This is a genomic window from Nocardia sp. NPDC004582, from assembly GCF_053602115.1.
This window is the reverse complement of sequence record NZ_JBSGCY010000015.1, coordinates 32,978-50,545: the sequence shown is the minus strand read 5'-3', so window position 1 is coordinate 50,545 and position 17,568 is coordinate 32,978. Positions and strand designations below refer to the sequence as shown.

At 64.7% G+C, this 17,568-nt stretch carries 14 protein-coding genes and 1 tRNA gene; 4 read left to right on the top strand and 11 right to left on the bottom strand.

The genetic code is table 11. The annotated features are described in order from the left end of the window. Positions 1–544: 544 nt before the first annotated feature. On the bottom strand, positions 545–880 hold the full coding sequence (locus tag ACWELJ_RS07160) for a MerR family transcriptional regulator (RefSeq protein WP_452365274.1): 336 nt from the start codon (positions 878–880) through the stop codon (positions 545–547). 131 nt (positions 881–1,011) lie between these two features. Here ACWELJ_RS07160 and ACWELJ_RS07155 point away from each other — a divergent pair, with 131 nt between their 5' ends. Next, entirely contained in the window at positions 1,012–1,461 is a 450-nt protein-coding gene (locus ACWELJ_RS07155) for an Hsp20/alpha crystallin family protein (protein ID WP_452365298.1), read from the top strand. A gap of 471 nt (positions 1,462–1,932) precedes the next feature. On the opposite strand, the gene ACWELJ_RS07150 is transcribed toward ACWELJ_RS07155, so the two are convergent. The 10 genes from ACWELJ_RS07150 to ACWELJ_RS07105 form a co-directional block, all read right to left on the bottom strand. Then, entirely contained in the window at positions 1,933–3,171 is a 1,239-nt protein-coding gene (locus tag ACWELJ_RS07150) for an SGNH/GDSL hydrolase family protein (protein WP_452365273.1), read from the bottom strand. 35 nt (positions 3,172–3,206) lie between these two features. Further along, a complete protein-coding gene (locus ACWELJ_RS07145) occupies positions 3,207–4,637 on the bottom strand; it encodes an MFS transporter (protein WP_452365272.1) in 1,431 nt (476 codons plus the stop codon). A gap of 73 nt (positions 4,638–4,710) precedes the next feature. Beyond that, the gene (locus ACWELJ_RS07140; protein WP_452365271.1) at positions 4,711–5,187 is read right to left on the bottom strand and encodes a MarR family winged helix-turn-helix transcriptional regulator; all 477 of its coding nucleotides are present in this window, start codon (positions 5,185–5,187) and stop codon (positions 4,711–4,713) included. Continuing rightward, on the bottom strand, positions 5,184–6,056 hold the full coding sequence (locus ACWELJ_RS07135) for an RNA polymerase sigma factor (protein WP_452365270.1): 873 nt from the start codon (positions 6,054–6,056) through the stop codon (positions 5,184–5,186). The genes ACWELJ_RS07140 and ACWELJ_RS07135 overlap by 4 nt, the downstream gene beginning before the upstream one ends. 47 nt (positions 6,057–6,103) lie before the next feature. Next, complete coding sequence (locus ACWELJ_RS07130; RefSeq protein ID WP_452365269.1) at positions 6,104–8,143, bottom strand: TerD family protein; 2,040 nt, start codon at positions 8,141–8,143, stop codon at positions 6,104–6,106. Positions 8,144–8,319: 176 nt separating this feature from the next. Continuing rightward, positions 8,320–9,354 (bottom strand): IS607 family element RNA-guided endonuclease TnpB, encoded by a 1,035-nt coding sequence (gene tnpB / locus ACWELJ_RS07125; protein ID WP_452365297.1) that lies wholly within the window; start codon positions 9,352–9,354, stop codon positions 8,320–8,322. Beyond that, a complete protein-coding gene (locus tag ACWELJ_RS07120) occupies positions 9,311–9,697 on the bottom strand; it encodes a helix-turn-helix domain-containing protein (protein WP_452365268.1) in 387 nt (128 codons plus the stop codon). Before ACWELJ_RS07120 ends, tnpB begins: the two co-directional genes overlap by 44 nt. 55 nt (positions 9,698–9,752) lie before the next feature. Continuing rightward, a complete protein-coding gene (locus ACWELJ_RS07115) occupies positions 9,753–10,394 on the bottom strand; it encodes a hypothetical protein (RefSeq protein ID WP_452365267.1) in 642 nt (213 codons plus the stop codon). A gap of 126 nt (positions 10,395–10,520) precedes the next feature. Further along, a tRNA-Val gene (locus tag ACWELJ_RS07110) sits at positions 10,521–10,588 on the bottom strand. Positions 10,589–10,733: 145 nt separating this feature from the next. After that, positions 10,734–11,372, bottom strand: a complete 639-nt coding sequence (locus tag ACWELJ_RS07105; RefSeq protein WP_452365266.1) for a hypothetical protein — start codon at positions 11,370–11,372, stop codon at positions 10,734–10,736. A gap of 1,633 nt (positions 11,373–13,005) precedes the next feature. On the opposite strand from ACWELJ_RS07105, the gene ACWELJ_RS07100 reads away from it, so the two are divergent. The 3 genes from ACWELJ_RS07100 (at position 13,006) to ACWELJ_RS07090 (ending at position 17,566) form a co-directional block, all read left to right on the top strand. Beyond that, positions 13,006–13,662, top strand: coding sequence for a hypothetical protein (locus ACWELJ_RS07100; protein ID WP_452365265.1), 657 nt, complete (start codon positions 13,006–13,008; stop codon positions 13,660–13,662). A gap of 575 nt (positions 13,663–14,237) precedes the next feature. After that, complete coding sequence (locus ACWELJ_RS07095) at positions 14,238–16,244, top strand: type I restriction-modification system subunit M (RefSeq protein WP_452365264.1); 2,007 nt, start codon at positions 14,238–14,240, stop codon at positions 16,242–16,244. Further along, positions 16,241–17,566, top strand: a complete 1,326-nt coding sequence (locus ACWELJ_RS07090; protein ID WP_452365263.1) for a restriction endonuclease subunit S — start codon at positions 16,241–16,243, stop codon at positions 17,564–17,566. Before ACWELJ_RS07095 ends, ACWELJ_RS07090 begins: the two co-directional genes overlap by 4 nt. Positions 17,567–17,568: the final 2 nt, after the last annotated feature.

The following is a 17,568-nucleotide window of genomic DNA, read 5'->3' as shown; positions in this document are numbered from 1 at the left end:
ACTGCCTCGTCCGGTGGATTTCGCACACAATCGTGCGGAGGGGTTCCCGTCATGACTCAACCCGTCAGCGCCAACGGCAGTACGAGATGGTTTCGACCTATGCCGCCGACAGGCTTCCCTGCCCGGCTCCGTCAAACACGTTGCGCTGAAACGGATATCGCCAGCCCTTTTGCGGCAGCACAGTCGCGCACCGCCCGCCGGCGGCGCGCGATCGAAGCTCTTCCCGTCTCAGTCGCCATGGCCGCATCCCGGCTCGGGATGGACAAGGGTCTCGCCCCAGCGTCCGTCAGTGCACGAGGGGCGGACCCTCGTATCGGCTCGGACACCCGGGTCGCGTGCTGCGCCGACACCTCAGCACACACCAACAACCCGGCCCGCGTAACCCCTCGGTCCTCGATCGTGGCCACCCGATGACGAAGTCGTTACCGGCGGTGACCACCGCCCCGGTCCAGCAGCGCAGCTACCGGGCGCAGACAGATGGCGCAACGAGCCCGCGGACTACCGGGCGCTGGGGGATCGCCGCGTTCGACCAGGGCGGACCTGGTCAGCGCTGGTCGCGTAGTTGGTCGCGCTCGGCGGTCAAAGCGGTGTTGGATTCGCGCAGGACGGTGTTGGCGTCTTCGAGGTCGAGGATGCGCGCGATACCGGCGAGGTTGACTCCTTGCCCGGTCAACGCGGTGATGCGCGCGACACGGGCGAGGTCGGCGCCGCTGTAGCGGCGGGTGCCGCCACTGCTGCGGACCGGGGTGATCAGGCCGTGCTGCTCATAGAGGCGCAGGGTCTGCACGCCCAGACCGGACAACTCGGCAGCGACCGAGATCGCATACACCGCCCGCTCCGCGCCGGGCAGGTGGCCGAGTGACTGTTGCTGCGGATCCATGGCACTCCTGTTCCTCGTCGCTATGAGATTACCTGCTCAAGAGCCTTGCACTCACCTAGTGAGAGTGCTAGAAATTATCTCTGTCAGATGACATAGGTTATCTGCGTTGCCTTCAATCGAGAACGGAGTAACTGGAGGTGGCAACCATGTTGATGCGCACCGATCCCTTTGGCGATCCCTTCCGTGACCTGGATCGTTTGACCCGCGCCATGCTCGGGACCCCAGCGCAGCCGGTGGTGATGCCGATGGACGCCTGGCGCGATGGGGACGAGTTCTTCGTGGAGTTCGACCTGCCTGGCATCGACCCCGACTCATTGGATCTGGATGTCGAACGCAATGTGGTGACGGTGAAGGCCTCGCGGCCCGAGCTGGATCCGGGACGGTCGATGATCGCCGCGGAACGGACCCGCGGTGTGTTCTCCCGTCAGCTGTTCCTGGGTGAGAACCTCGACACCGAGCAGATCCGCGCCGACTACCGCGACGGCGTGCTGCGCCTGGTGATCCCGGTCGCCGAGCAGGCCAAGCCCCGCAAGATCGAGATCACCCACGCCGACCACGAGCGTCAGGCCATCAACGCCTGACCTGGCCCGCCTCTTGCTGAGCAGAGAGAGCGGGGCCGGATGCGCCCGCACCGACCACGCCGGTGACCGCGGCGTGAGGCAGGAAGTGAGGTGATGCCCGTTCCGATACACAGCACGATGAGAGTGGTTCTCGCGGGAGGCGGGACGTGTGACCAGCCCTGCGCCATCGGCACCATCCACTGTCCGAGCGTTCGGGCGGTGCGTGCACAGCCATTCGAGGTGGCGGCCGCAGGCAGGCACATTCCCGTACTCCCGTGACACACAACAGTATTCGTTCCGTCGACGGGTGAGCCCGGTTGCCAGCGGGCTTGCGGGCTCACCCGGCCCTTTCCTTTCCCGTGGCCTGTGATCGGCCCGGTGACGACCCGTTGGGAGGCAGGAGATCACCCGACGCGATCTCGCCGACGACTACGAATGCCTCACCAGCAACGGGCCAGGACCACCACGGGGGCCGGGGAGGCGGGCGCGGCGTCAGCCCAACTCGGCTGGGTTCACCGCCATCGCCATGGCGGCATAGCCCGCATCGCCGGGGTGGATGTGATCGCCGCTGTCGAACTCCGGGGCGAAGCGCTGGGGATCGACCGGATCACGCAGAGCGGCATCGAAATCGACCACGGCGTCGTAGGCCCCCGCGGTACGGATCCACGTGTTGAGAGCCTGGCGAGCCGCCTCGGCCGCGGGCGAGAAGTAGGGCGAGCCGTGAATGGGGGTCAGGGTCGCACCGATGACCCGCATACCCTTGGCCTGGGCCTGGTGGATCAGATCGAGATGCCCGGCGACGAGCCGGTCGGTGGAGACGGGCACGACGGTATCGGCAGCGCCCGGACCATCGGCGCTGAGACCGATGTCGTTGATGCCCGCGAGAATGATGACCGTGCCGACGCCCGGCTGGTCGAGCACATCGGCGCGGAATCGGCGTTGCGCACTGTCGCCCAGCCAAGTCGAATCGACGGTGACCCGGTTGCCCCCGATACCCTGATCGATCACCGCGCGTGGATTACCTCCGGCGGCCAGGCGTTCGGCCAGCTCGTCGGGGTACCGATGGTCGGCGTCGGGGGTCGAGCCGACGCCTTCGGTGATGGAATCACCGAAGGCGACCACACCCGAGCGGTGCGGGAGCACGTCCAGGACCTCGACGCCCGACAGGTAGTACCAGGACCGAGTGGACTCGGTGAAGGCGGCGCCGACGCCGTCCGCGGCGTGGTCGCCGGCGGCGCGGTACGTGGTCGCGAAGGCCTGTGCGTGGTGGGTCGCCGGGCCGGTCGGCCCGGCGAGGTAGAGCGTGATGGTCAGTGACTGGAAGGGCGCGACCGGCAGCGATACCGGATCTGTGGTGAGATCGGCCCCGGCCGGGATTCGGAATACCGAGGCGAGACCGAAGGTCAAGGGCCGCAGGGTGTCCGGGAGAATGCTCGCGCCGGCATCGGTCATGGCGATCGTGGCCCCCGCGATCGCCAATGGCTCGGTGCCATATCGATTGGTCAGGCGCACCCGGGTGGCGACGCCACCCTGGCTCACCCGGATCACCTGCCGCAGAGTGTGATTCGAGAATCCCTGCACGGACCAGTTGGGTCCCATCGTCTTACTCGGCATTTGCGCCGAGGTCGCCCACACCGTGGTCCACCCTGCGCCTTCCAGCGGCGCCGCGTGCGCGGTCACGGCCGCCGTGAGCAGCAGGAGTCCGACCACCAGGGCCCGAAGTACACGCATGACGAAGTCCGTTCAGCAGCAGGAATTTCGGATGGTCAGAGAGCGGGAGCCACTGTCTCCGCCGGTGCGGAGACAGTGGCGGCGGGCCGCCGCAACACGGTCAGGCCGACCACGAGCGCGGCGGCCAACAGCCCGGCCGCGACAGTGAAGGCCAGGCGGTATCCGCTGGTCAGCGCCGCGGCCTCGGAAGCACCTGAAACCAGCCGGCTCCCGGTGCGCGAGGCGGCGAGCGTGGACAGCACGGCGATGCCCAGTGCCATGCCGACCTGCTGCGTGGTGTTGAACAATCCGGAGGCCACTCCGGCATCCTCCGCATCCGCGTCGGACATGCCCAGCGCGGCCAGTGCGGGCAGCACCAGCCCGCCACCGGCGACCAGCACCATCATCGGCAGCAGATCGACGACATAGGAGGCCTCCACCGGAAGCCTGGTCAGCCAGCTCATTCCGGCCAGCAGCAGACCCAGGCCTGCGACCAGCACGGCGCGTTCACCGAGGCGGGTGATCAACCGCGCCGAGGCGAACAGCGACACCCCGCCGATGGCGACGGCGGCGGGCAGCATGGCCAGCCCGGTGGCCAGCGCGCTGTAGCCGAGCACCTTCTGCATATAGAGCGCGACGAGGATCTGGAAGGCGAACATGGCCGACAGCGTCAGCATCTGCACCAGGTTGGCGCCGGATACGTTGCGGGAACGGAAGATTCGCAATGGCAGCAACGGCGTACGCGCCGTCCTTTGACGCCCGACGAAGGCGGCGAGCAGCCCGACCGCGACCGCGCCGAGTCCCAGCGTGTGCGCGGAAGTCCAGCCGTACCGCTCGATCTTCACCACCGTGTAGATGCCCAGCATGAGTCCACCGGTCACCAGCAGCGCGCCGAGCGCATCCGCACCCGCGGCCAACCCGATACCACGATCGGCGGGCAGCGCCCGGACCGCCAGCGCGACCGTCACCACCCCGATCGGCACATTGATCAGGAAGATCCAGTGCCAGTTCAGCGCATCGGTCAGCACCCCACCCAAAACCTGGCCGAGGGAGGCGCCGGCCGCACCGGTGAAGCTGAAAATGCCGATGGCCTTTGCCCGTTCACGATTCTCGGTGAACACGGTAACCAGGATTCCCAGCACCACCGAGGAGGCGACAGCACTGCCCACGCCCTGAAGGAAGCGGGCGGCGATCAGCAATTCCGGCGTGGTGGCGGCTCCGGCGAACAGTGAGGCGGCGGTGAAGACCGCGGTCCCGGTGAGAAACATAGCCTTTCGGCCGATCAGATCACCGAGCCGCCCGGCAAGCAGCAGCAGCCCACCGAAGGCGATGAGGTAGGCATTTACGGTCCAGCTCAGGCCGGTCGCGGTGAAGCCCAGGTCGTTCTGGATCGCGGGCATCGCAACGGTCACGATGCTGCCGTCGAGGATGGTCATCAACGTCGCCGCCGACAGGACGGCGAGGGCGAGGCACTTGGACATTGTCATGCGTCATCTCCGGTTCGGAACCAACAGGAGAGACCGTACTAGATAGTTCCGTTGCAGACAATATAGAAGCGGACTATTGGCGCGCCCTTCGCGCCGCGGGCGTCTCCACCGGCGCCGCCAGATGCCCTTCGGTCAGGGAAGTCAAGGCGCGCAACAGGTTCTCGCGATCCCCCGTCGGCAGCGTCGCCAGGGCGTCCCGATGCACCCCGTCGACAATCCGCTGACTCCGCTTCGCGACCTTCGCGCCCTCGGGGGTAACCGCGATGATCCGAGCCCGCCGATCCGTACTGGAGGGCCGCCGCTCCGCCAGCCCGGCCTTCTCCAGCGCGTCGACGGTGACCACCATGGTGGTCTTGTCCATATCCCCGATTTCCGCCAGCTGAATCTGCGTCCGCTCCTCCTCGAGCGCATGCACCAGTACGCAATGCATACGAGTGGTCAGCCCGATCTCGGCCAGCGCCGCCGCCATCCGAGTGCGCAGCACATGACTCGTCCGGTCGAGCAGGAACGACAGGTCAGGCTCATCACGCCTGGGCGCCAATGCAGTCACGCCACCATCATAGTTTTGTTGCGGATAATCTGGTCATGACCTGCCATTTCCAAGGAAGGCGCAGAGGGGCTCGAACCGTTCAGGACCCGAATCCGTGGCGGCTGCGAGTTCTGAGAGCCGCCGTTCGAGGAAGCGCCGTTCAGCGCCGGAGTCGGTGAGCTTTCTGGCCCGTATATAGGCCTTGCGCGTCTCATCGATGCGCCCGAGGCGTCGCAGAAGTTCCGCCTTGGTCGAGTGCAGGTAGCGAAAGTCGTCGAGACCGAGTTGCTCGACAATGCGCAGAACCGGCCTCGGGGCCTTTCTGTCTCGGCTATGGCGATCGCGCGGTTGAGCTCCACGAGAGGCGAGCTGGTCAGGCGGCCGAGTTCGCTGTAGAGGGATGCGATCTGTGCCCAGTCGCGGGGCAATTCGGCATGCAAGGAAGCGATGGCGGCCGGCAGGACATAGGGTCCACGACCGCGCCGGGCCAGCGCCTGGTCGAGCGCGGCGCGGCCGGCGGCGATCTGCTCGGTATTCCACCGTGACAGGTCCTGATCGCCGAGCAGCACGAGTTCGGCGTCGCGAAACCGGGCCTCGCGACGGGAGTCGTGCAAGAGCATCATCGCCAGCAGCCCGTGCACCTCAGGAGGCAGCCCAGAAAGCGTGCGCCCCAAACAGATTGCCTCGGCCGCGAGCTCGTCACGGCCGCCGTAACCCTCGTTGAAGATCAGGTAGACGACGGCGAGAGCCGAGTCGAGACGCTCGCGGAGAAGGTGACTCGGTGGCACTCGAAATGGGATCCCGGCCGCTTTGATCTTCCGTTTGGCCCGCACCAGCCGCCGCGCCATCGTGCGCTCCGGCACCTGGAAGGCGCGGGCGATCTTGCCCATCCGTCGAAACGGATGGGCTCTCGAGATCACGACTGCGACGCTTGGACTTACACGTCGGTGTCCACCGCGGTATCGGATTGCGGCAGTTCGGGTTGTTTAGGGGCGGCGGGGACCCAGCCACGCAGCGGCTGGACCACCGATCCATAGAAGGCATCGGTCGCCGAGGTAACGCTTGCGATAAAGCTCGCGGCGGTGCCGGAGCGTCGGTTGCCCAGCGGGAAGATCTGTTCCAAAGCGAAGGAGACGATCTCTCCGGACCGCCCCTGTGTCAGAATCTTCGGGTTCTCGCGCACGGTGGCGAGATGTTCGCAGGCCTCGTTGCCCTGCTCGGAGAAGACCGCCTCGACCTGCACGTCTCCCGGAGCATCCTGCAGTTGTTTGAGCAGCCACGACAGTCGTCGCGTGGAGGTGCCCTCATTCGGTGCGTCGAGAGTGGTGCGGCAGCGCACTCGATTGGCGCGGAGCTCGGCAACCACGACCAGGTCCCCGGCGGTATCGGGGATGTGCAGGACAGCCTCCAGGGTTCCAATACTCGCCAACTGTTCCGCGACCGCGGTATTGCGCGCGGCCGGATCGGTCCGGTGACGTCGCGACAGAACGTGTTTGACCGTCACCCCGAGCTCGGCGGTCAGCCGCAAGGCAAGGTGACGGCACAGGGAGACCCAGGTATCGGCGACCTGTAATGCCTTCTGATCACTCGCGCGCGACGTGCCGGCGACAACCGCATCGCGGACCGCCACCCAGTGCCTGCCCATATCGACGAATTCCGTTGCACCGGACCGCGGGTGAACGAGATAGCGCAGCAGTTCGCTCAGGATCCACACCTGCAGCTCGTCGTCGAGACTGCCGTGCGAGAGCAACATCCGCGCCTCGTGGATGACCTCCGCCCAGGACAGATGACGCAGAGCAACCTTGGCGAGCTTGCGCCGATCGACCTCGACGGGCAGTTCTCCCGGACCGGCCGGAATGTCGTTCGATAGGCTGACCACGACGTCGTACTTCTTCTTACGGGCGATATCGAGATAGCTTTCGAGTTGGTCCCGCTTGAGCTTGCCGCTGCCGGTCTTCACCTCGAGCAGCGCGGTCCACACCCGGCTGCCCCGGACTACCTTGAGCACCGCGTCGGGGATGACCTTCGAGTCTCCCCGCTCGTACTGAACCTCGACGTAGCCTTCGAAAGCGCCTGCCGGAGCACCCATCCGAGCGCATATCGCCCGTGCGAAGTGTCGCACGGCCTGCATGGTCGCGATGAGCGCCGACGTCGCGCGCCCTTCCTGCTCCTCCCCCGCGCCGACGCCGACCACGGAGAACAGCCGGGCTGGTTGCCAGGATTCGTCCTCCGCGAGCTTGAATTCGACGGGCTTGGCCTTCCTCGCTACCGTCTTTGCTGTACGGACGCCCCGGCCACGATTCACGGTGCGCGTCTTCGGCGCATCGCCGGGCTCGGCGTCCTTGTCGGCCGGTGAGACAGCCTCCGCGTCCGCTGCCACTGCCTGTTCCGCATCGATCGGCGACGCCACCTCGACCTGCTCGCCGGACGGTGCTTCGTCCGGCGCATCGTCGATACAGACCCCGAAGTCCGTTGCCAGACCGGCCAATCCGGAATCCCAGCCCTGCCCGACGGCCCGGACCTTCCACACCCCGCCACGGCGATAGACCTCACCGAACGAGTACGCCGACTCCGAAGTCGCGTCCGCAGTCGTGTATTCGGCCAGCGTTTGCCCTGCGCCGTCAACAACACAGAATGTGATTTTGCCGACCGTCCCGAATGTGCCCGAACCGACACTGCCCGCCAACGCCACCGTATGAACGGCTTCTGGTACGGCCGACAGGTCGATCGCGATCCGCGTCTGAGCCCCTTCCTCGATTACTCCTGTGCCGAGGAACCTCACCGATCCGTCCGCGGACTCCGGTTGGTTGTAGAAGACGAAGTCATTGTCTGAAGCGACCTTTCGGTCTTCGCCAAGTAGCAGGGCGGACGCATCGACCTCCACCTCCGGCTCCGTCCACCCGATCACGACATCGATCCGCTCGACATCGTCAGGTAGCGGTATGTTCTGTCCCTTGGACAAGATCGGAGACGTCAAACCCTCGCCCTTCCACAATCGACACGCTCAATCACGACTATCCGGGTGCAGCCGATCCAGACGTCACCCCCGGCATGTTCGGCACCCACATCGACGGCGCCGCAGGTGAATTCGGCCACAGTAGCCAGGCTGTTACACACCTCACCGATGACGTGGCGCAGAGGGGCTCGAACCGTTCAGGACATGCCCCTTGAGCTGCCCCGAGTAGGCGAATTACTCCGTCTACGTTGGCCCGTTCCTGTCGGATCGGGTCTTCCCGTGGCGATACCCGATGCCTGCGTTGCGCAGGACTTGGATGGGTTTCCAGCGGGCAAGTTTCTCGTCCCGACGCAACTCGCCGAGGACGTCACCAAACCTGCGAGATTTCGAGCCGCATTGAGATCCCGGTCGACCACGAATCCGCAGTGATCACAGATGAACGTTCGTTCACCGAGGCGCAGTTTGGTTTTCACAACGCCACAGGACGAACATCTCTTGGAGCTCGGGTACCAACGATCCGCTACATGCAGGGTTCCGGCCGCCCATTCCGTCTTGTAGCCCAACTGGCGACGCAGTTCACCGAATCCGGCATCGGCGATGCTCCGGGCCAGCCGGCGATTGGCCAACATCCCTGCCACATTCAGATCTTCGACAACCACGGTGCCGTGCTCACGCACCAATCGGGTGGTCAGTTTATGCAAACCGTCGCGCCGCGAATCAACCACGCGGGCATGCAGAGTCGCAATCCGCGCCTTTGTCTGCATCCACCGTTTCGAGGGAACGCTCGCACGCCGACGGTCGGGTCCGCGCCGCCGCGCACTCTGCCGCTGCAACCGGCGCAACCGCTTCTGAGCACGATCGAGACTCCTCGGATTGCTGACCACCTCTCCGTTGGACAGGACCGCCAGCGATTTCACACCGAGGTCAACGCCGATCACGGAACCCGGACACGCAGCGCCCCGCTCGGCGCGGTCCATCTCAACGGAGAATGACACGAACCACCGCCCGGCGCGCAGCGATACTGTCGCGGAACGGATACGCGCCACGTCGGAGGCAATGCGGCGCGCGAGTTTTCGGGTTGATTCGCAAGTCCGAACCAAACCAATTCTGGGCAATCGGATGTGCCGGCAATCAACCCGCGACAACCCGATGCTGCCGGTTGTGAACCGGCATGACATCGTGCCTCGCTTACCCTTGAATCGCGGAAACCTGACCTGAGCACCAGCCCGCACTCCCGATCGAGAATCCGACCAGTTCACCAGCGCCGCAGCCAGGTTCGCCAAACCCCGATGAGTACGCCTCCTTCGAGTTCTCGCCCCACCACGGCGCAACATCATCCTTGGCCCGATTCCACGACCGCCGCAACGCAAACGCAGACCAGCCAACCAGCGGTGTCAGCTCCGCATCCGCAATCCCATAGGACCGCTCCGCTTCTCGCTGCGCAAGGTTTGCCCGAACCAGCGCCAGTCCCCAGTTGAACGCATACCGCTGCGCCCCACAGTGCGACCGAAGCACCTGCTCCTGCGCACCCGTAGGGTCGAGCGCAAACCGATACGCCTGAAGCACCTTGGCCATAGTCGAACATACTGTCGAAGATCCCTGGTGGACACGCCGAAAACGAGAAGGCCGATCAATCGGAATCGGCGGGTTGGCTAACCTGGTCGGAGGACATCGATCCACCGTCCCGTCCGGCGTCGACGCGGCCCGGGGTGTAGCCCGGAGGCAGCCACACAACATCACCGGGCGGAAGGACCCCTCCCCTCACCCCTAGATCTGCCCGCGCGAAGTCGTAGAAGCTGTTTCTGAGCCTGCCCGTCGACTGAAACAGTCGAAGGTACTCGGTGTGGTCCGGATCCGCGGCCAAAACAACGTGGCTGAGGTCCAGGATCTCTTTGTGCCATTGTCGCCCAGCAGAGATGACATCCGTGGAGCCCAGTAAGAGGACTGCCTCCCACCGCACCGTCCGCTCGCCCTCGGCGGCCGCCATCGCAGCCAGGCCGACCTCACGATCGAGCGGCTGAGCAATCGCCGGCAATCCCGCCGTTGCCGCGAGCCGGTACAGCACCTCATGTAGCGACTTGAGCGAACCTGCGAACTCGCTGTATGCAGCCAATCGCTTATCGTCCCAGCGTGTGTCCAGGGTCCTCCGCCACTTGGACCTCTCGATCAACGTTGTCGCAGTGAACGCGGCTCCAGCGCCCAGCAGAACCCCGGAAATGGTCAGCAGTTGTTGAGCGATCGGCCCCATACCATCCGATTCTCCCTGCGCCACTACGACATTGGAGCCGAAGGGGCCCGATAGCCCACATTGTTCGAAGCCGTCACCGCTGCCCCACGCAAATGTCCATGTGGCAAACGAAAAACCGGCCGATACCTCGTTGGTACCTGCCGGTTGAAGTGGGCGCAGACGGGATCGAACCGCCGACCGCTGGTGTGTAAAACCAGTGCGACGAATCTGGCTCGCCCAAGGCTTTGACCTAACAGTTCTCAGCATCCATTCTGCACTGATCAGGGTATATGACGGCCTCGGGGATCGGACAGGCGTGGACTCGCGAACCCTTGTTTGGACACCTGTCTGCAACATGTTTTGCTACATCGGAGCCGCCCGCTGCTACATGCCTGCTGCCCCGAAGATCCCATCGCAAAGCCCACACGTGATCGGTCCGGCGTCATAGACACCACGCGAAACCCGAATCTTCCGGCCGCAGTCGCATTCGCCGGTCACGCCGTTGTTGTTGGACTTGCGGCCACCGCGGCGTTCGGGCTCGCGCCGGCGGTAGGCAACCAACGCGAATGCGAGCTCGTCCAGGACGTTGCGGTACTGGTGGCGAGTCTGGTCCGGCACGGCGGTGACCGACCATCCGATCTTCGGATGCTGCGCGAGCACAAGTCCAAGTTCTTCGCCCAGAGCGCGGTATCGCTCGTTGTGCCAGCGGCCCTGACGGCTGGTGTCCTTGATTCCGCGCACAACCGCGAGTCCGTGAGCAGCCTCGTGTAGCAGGGTGCCCAGGACATCGACCGAGCCACGCGCGAGCCCTTCACCGCCGACGAACAATTCATGGATCTCGTACTCGCCGCGGATCCATCGGTTCGGCGCGAAATGACCAAGCGTCAACTCGCTCCCCCCAGTCGAGCCGGACCCGACCGTCAGTACGACCTCGGGCACGTCGGGGTGACGGGATCGAATCGCCGCCCAGGTATTTTCCAATGCGGTGACGAGCAGGCCGGTAATGGTGTCGGAGTCGGTCATGATCTGCGGGTCCTTCTGAGAGCTTGACACGTACGTGTCAACCGGCGGCCCAACGGTTTTGACACGTACGTGTCAACATGATTGGAGACCCGTCGAGGGCGTGGATTCCCTGGGCGCACGCCGCGCCCTCGACGGGGCAGGCCCCGCGGCCTGCCCCCACCGCCTGCCCGCCGTGCCGCAGAGGCTCCCGACCTAGGACGAATTTCCGATCACCACACCGACGGCGGCCTACCGGCCCGCCGGGCGGAAAATCGTCCTAGGACGCGGAGGGGCGGCGCGGCTACCATGCGGCGCGCACCCGGGGAATCCACCAGCCGCACAGGACCTTCCGGCCGCACCTAGCACCGGACTGGCAAACGCAACTGATCCCGCCGGACACGGCCACCTCGACGCGACGCCAAGCGCCGGAGTTCACCACCGCGCCAGCGCTCCGAACCTCGCCACCTACGCCACCGTCACGTACGCACACCCCGTCCCCGAACGCCACCACCTACCCAACCGCCACGCTCACTACCCAACGCAACCACTACCACCTACCCACCAAACCCCTTATTCACATAACCATTACTCCCGACACGCTTCTCTCTTCACTCACCTGCTCCCCTCGAAAGGATCACCAAGTACACATTGATGTGGGTACTTGGTGATCCTTTCGAGGGGAGCAAACATCACCGCAGGTCGGCCTGCGTGTTGGGGGCGCGAAACACACGTCAAACTATGGGATCGACACGTCCCTTTTTCGCGCGCCTTCGTCTGCGACACGGGGGAAGAAATCCCGAGTTTCGTACCTGGCAGTGTCGTCTTCTTCGCTACTTCCGCCTGGGTTCGACGGCCCGAATCCTGTTGATCAATAGGCTGATTCCGGCATTGGGTCGCCCACGGCAGCTCCCGGATCGGTTATGCCCGGGGATGCCTGCCACGTGCGGGAGGGGTGGGGCGCGCAATTCTAGCGGCGTCGCCCCTCCGCGCCCGAGGACGAATTTCCCGTGGCGGTCCGCTGGGACGGTGGCGGTCTGGAAGCCGGAAATTCCTCCTCGGCCGGGAGCCTCTGCGACGCCGCGACGGGCAGAGTGCCGGGCAGGCCGGGCCTGCCCGTCTCTTTCACGCGCCCCACCCCTCGCCTTGGCAGACATTCGGTTCTCCGTCGCGATGCCAGACATCCGACCGACTGTGCCAGGTTCGCCAGCCCGGTTGTCGCACAGCCGGTTCCGAGTAGGGTTCCAAACAGCGTGATCACCGAAAGTGTCGGTTCCGCCTACGAGGGACCGGCCCTAGACTTCACCGGTCGGATCGAGGCACCGAGCACATGACTACGACACGCACGCTCGCAACACTGGCCGTCCTACCTATCATCACCGCTGCAGGGCCCAGCATCGCTGCTGGCGCTCCCGGGCAACCCGGCCTGGCCGTACCGGGGGACGGGCAACCGGGACTAAGTACCGTGCCAGCCCCACCACCACCCCCAAGTCTGGCCGACTATCTCCCCGACCCTCCGGCCCCGCCCGCCCGCCCACGCCCACACCAGCAACTCACCCCGCCCGCCAACACTGTTCCCGCGCAACCGGAACCGACCGAACCCGACGAAGAACAGCCCGCGGTCGCGCTACCGGAATCACCACCCGCAGACCCACACATGTTGCGCATCGGCAACACCACTGTCCCGATACCGGACCAGATCGACGCCAGTACCCACGATAAAGCCCAGGCCTACCTCGACTACATCGAATGGCAAATCGCTGCCAGATACGACACCATCGGATTCAGCCACGACGAATCTGATCGCCGCGCCGCGTCGACCTTGACCGGCGCCCTCGTCGGCGGGGTGGCAGGCGCGGAAATCGTCTCAGTACCTGCAGCGTTCGCCGGTTGCGGCGTCGGTGCGATCGCAGGCGGAATGCTCGGTGCCGCAGCGGCCGGTGTCGGCCTGCCGTTCGGAGCCGGAGCCGGAGCCGGGCTCGGATGTCTGGCCGGAGTCGCGCTCGCGGCAGTGTCTGGGATCGCAGTCGGCGCAACGACCGGAGCGATAGCCGGCGGCGCGGCCTTCGGCGCACTCGGCGCAGGCGTGGACATACCCGAACCGGCGACTCCTCCACCCCTCGTCGACGTCGGTGCGCCTGTACCCGAATTGCCACCGCTGGATGAGGATCCAGCCAAGCTCGGAGACGCCATCACCGACGGCATCAACACCTTCATCGCGCCTGATCCGGTAGCCGAATCGGTCGTCACCTCGCTACAGGCCGCCATCGCAGCGTTACCACCATCGCCCCCGATCCTCCCCAATCTCAACTGAGTGCCCCGGGCTGAACCACTGAGAGGTGAAGGCGCTGTATGCCGCGCGAAGTGTTGTGGCATCTTTGCCTGTCGCCACCGTTAGGCTATGAATGTGGGTACCCGGCCTGACCTTGGAAATGGTCAGGATCGGTGGCGCCCCCAGCGGGGCATATCGAAGATGGGAACGCGGATGACCTGGAAGCTGCTTTGGTCAGCTGACTGTCGAACGGATTTCGCCTTTGGCTGAGGGGAGATGCGGTGTTCGGTTTCGCCTGCAGCTCGCAATTGGTGGGTCCCGACGCGGCGCTTCACCTCGGCCGACAGCGCCATCTGGGCGCTGGCGCAGACCACGACCGAACTCGGCCCGATCCACTTGCCACAGTAGGTGTCTCGATCTCGTTTCCGTGGGGACGGTGACGAACGTGCTTCTGTGTCAACGAGACTGGCTCTTGTCTTCGACGGTTCCGCTGCCAGCTTCCGCTAATTCTCCTCCAAAGTCAGGCTTGCCGCGAGTTCACCCTCAAGCTGTCGGACTGCTTCGATAGCCTGTGGCACCGTCCCTAGTCCCTTCCAGAATCCGGAGAACCAGCCATCGTGTCTGTTCTGTCCAGCTTCGTGTGGAGCGTCGCCGACACTCTCCGTGGCCCTTACGCCGAGGCTGAGTATGGCTCGGTCATCCTTCCCTTCACGGTGCTGCGCCGCTTGGAGTGCGTCATGGCCCCGCACCGAGGGGCGATGGCCGAGATCGTCTCGCAGTTTGAGGGTGAGCAGCAGCGTCGCACTCACCTGAAGATCAAGACCCGGACCGAGGACAGCGCAGGGCTGTCGTTCTGGACGACGAGCGACTACACCCTTGAGAAGGCGCTGCAGGACCCGGACAACCTCGCCGCGAACCTCATCGACTACGTCGGCGGATTCTCGACAAACCTGGACGTGTTCAAGTCCTTCGACTTCGAGAACGTGATCCGCACCCTCGACACGCGTGACCGGCTCGCCCAAGTGACCCGCCACTTTGAGCGGATCGACCTGTCCCCCGACGCCGTCTCGAACGCCGACATGGGCGACCTGTTCGAGAACCTCATCTACCGGTTCGCGGAGTCCGCCAATGATGGGGCCGGCCAGTTCTACACCCCCCGCGACGTCGTACGGCTGCTCGTCGATCTGGTCTACGCGGAGGACACCGAAGCCTTGCGCGAGCGCGGCACGGTTCGCTCCATCTATGACCCCACTGTCGGCACCGGCGGCATGTTGACCGTCGCCGACGAGCACCTCCACGGGATCAACCGCGACGCCTCCACCGCTCTATACGGGCAGGAGATCAACCCGCGCACCTACGCCATCTGCAAAGCCGACCTGCTCATCAAAGGGCAAGACCCGTCCAACGTCCGCCAAGGTGACACGCTCGTTGTTGACCGCTTCGAAGACCGGCGCTTCGACTACGTGCTTTCCAATCCGCCCTTCGGCACCGACTGGAAGGCTGTCGAGAGCCAAGTCAAGAACGAGCACGCCCGCGGCGGGCATGGTCGGTTCGCGCCGGGACTGCCCGGTGTCGGTGACGCCGCCATGCTGTTCTTGCTGCACGTCACCTCCAAGTTGCGCGACGTCGACGACGCTGGCCGCGGAGGAAAGGCCGGCATCGTCCTCAACGGTTCCCCGCTCTTCAATGGAGGCGCCGGTTCAGGGCCTTCTGACATCCGGGGGCATATGCTTGAGAACGACATAGTCGAGGCCATCGTTGCCCTGCCGAACGACATGTTCTACAACACCGGCATCGCCACTTATCTATGGATCCTCTCCAACGCGAAGCCCAACGATCGCAAGGGCAGGGTGCGGCTGATCAACGCCACCGGTCTCGGCTCGAAGTTGCGCAAGTCGATCGGCTCCAAACGCGTCGAGATCTCCAAGAAGCATCGCGATGCGATCGTGCGAGCCTTCGCCGGGATCGCGAACGAGGACGACGAAACCAGGGTGCCGGTGAAGGAGTTCGCCAACCGGGATTTCGCCTGCTGGACCGTCGCCGTCGAGCGCCCCCTCCAGCTCCGCTTCGAGTGCACGGCCGAGACGATCGGTGAGGTGGCTGATCACAAGACGCTGGGCAAGATCGCTGGGCTGGTTGAGGCACTCAAGGCGTTCGGTGACGAGCCATACCTGAACCGCGAGAAGTTCAACCGGGAGCTCACCGTTCACCTGCGTGAGCATGGGCTCAGTCTGACCGCCGCCCAACGCAAGACCCTGTGGCAGACAATCGGCGTCCACGACCAGACCGCCGATATCTGCCGGCACATCTCAGGCATCCACAAGGGTGAGCCCGAGCCCGACCCTGCGCTGCGCGACACCGAGAACGTCCCGTTCGGCTGGGGCGGGCACCCCAAGACCCACGAGGCCCTTGAGGTGACGGTACAGGCCTACTTCGACGCCGAGGTAAAGCGCCATGTCGACAATGCCTGGATCGACTGGACCAAGACTAAGACCGGCTATGAGATCCCGTTCACCCGGCACTTCTACACCTACAAACCGCCCCGGCCGCTTGAGGACATCGACTCCGACCTCAACCGGGTCGTGGGCGAGATCATGGACATCCTGCGCGAGGTTGAAGCATGAGTGATGACGGACGCAGGTGGTTTGGAGATCTTCCCGCACGATGGTCGGATGCACCGATCGGCTATCACTTCGAGATCCTGCTGGGGAAGATGATCAATGCTAGGAACGAGGTGAGTGGGGGAATCTCAGCGCCGTACCTAGCGGCTGGTTCGATCCAGCCCGAGCATCTCGTGCTCGACGAGTCGAAACGCATGGACTTCTCGAAGGCCGAGTTGCGGAAGTACGCGTTGAAGCGTGACGACATCGTTGTTGTCGAAGGTGGTGCGGGGTACGGCAGAAGCCATCTGCTCGTGAACGATCTCGTCGGATGGGGATTCCAGAACCATGTGGCACGCGTCCGGCAAAGAAGCGGTTCAATCCTGCCGAGATTCCTGGTGTATTGCCTCAAAGCGTGCCTGGCGAGTGGATACATCGAGGCGAACAACCGGACTGCCACTCTTCCGTCGCTTTCACGGGACGTCCTTGGCGCGATCATTGCTCCTGTCCCGCCTCTTGAGGAGCAGCGCGCCATCGCCGACTTCCTGGACCACGAGACGGGCCAGATTGATGCGCTCGTGGCCAAGCAGGAGGAGTTAATTCGCCTCTTGGAAGAGCGTCGAATCACGGTTGTAACGACCGCTGCGCTCACTGGTCTACAGGGTCACGAAGGCGGCTGGCGAGACATCGGCCGGTGGGGAAAATCACTTGCGGTCGAGCCATGGCTATCGAGGGCCCCTGCCTCCTGGGGTATGGAACGGTTCAAGACTGTTTGCCTGTCTCGGGAAGAGCGCAATGTCTCGGGGACAGAGGTGATGCTTTCACTGACCGTCAAGGGGCACCTGATCGATCGGTCAACGATGGCGATACAGCAGAACCCGTCGGACGCGTCCATCCCTCGGTACTTCGTGGCCCGTCCGGGAGATCTCGTTATCAACCCGATGTGGCTCATAGGTGGAGCGATTGGTGTCTCTGACAAGCGCGGAGCTGTCAGCCCGGACTATCGCGTCTTCGAGGTCGCGGATGTCCTGGATCCCTGGTACCTGCATGCGGTGCTCCGCTCCGCGCCGTACTTCGACCAGTACAAGTTGTACACCCGGTCCAACACCACATTCGACCGCAGGATCAAGCAGAACGATCTCGACAACCTGCCCATCCCGATCCCGTCGATCGACGAGCAGCGGGCCATCGTCAAGCACTTCAGAGAGCAGACGACAAAGATCGACGCGCTTATTTCCATCGCCGAGGAGCACATCGCCCTCGCGAAGGAGCGGCGCTCGGCACTGATCACTGCGGCGGTGACAGGGCAGATCGACGTGCACACCCCAGAACGGACGGCCGGCTGAGA

Excerpts from the sequence above, each read along its gene's own strand:
- ACWELJ_RS07160 (WP_452365274.1), bottom strand. The coding sequence starts at position 880 with ATGGATCCGCAGCAACAGTCACTCGGCCACCTGCCCGGCGCGGAGCGG.
- ACWELJ_RS07150 (WP_452365273.1), bottom strand. The coding sequence starts at position 3,171 with ATGCGTGTACTTCGGGCCCTGGTGGTCGGACTCCTGCTGCTCACGGCG.
- ACWELJ_RS07145 (WP_452365272.1), bottom strand. The coding sequence starts at position 4,637 with ATGACAATGTCCAAGTGCCTCGCCCTCGCCGTCCTGTCGGCGGCGACG.
- ACWELJ_RS07135 (WP_452365270.1), bottom strand. The coding sequence starts at position 6,056 with ATGGGCAAGATCGCCCGCGCCTTCCAGGTGCCGGAGCGCACGATGGCG.
- ACWELJ_RS07120 (WP_452365268.1), bottom strand. The coding sequence starts at position 9,697 with ATGGCCAAGGTGCTTCAGGCGTATCGGTTTGCGCTCGACCCTACGGGT.
- ACWELJ_RS07105 (WP_452365266.1), bottom strand. The coding sequence starts at position 11,372 with ATGACCGACTCCGACACCATTACCGGCCTGCTCGTCACCGCATTGGAA.
- ACWELJ_RS07100 (WP_452365265.1), top strand. The coding sequence starts at position 13,006 with ATGTTGCGCATCGGCAACACCACTGTCCCGATACCGGACCAGATCGAC.
- ACWELJ_RS07090 (WP_452365263.1), top strand. The coding sequence starts at position 16,241 with ATGAGTGATGACGGACGCAGGTGGTTTGGAGATCTTCCCGCACGATGG.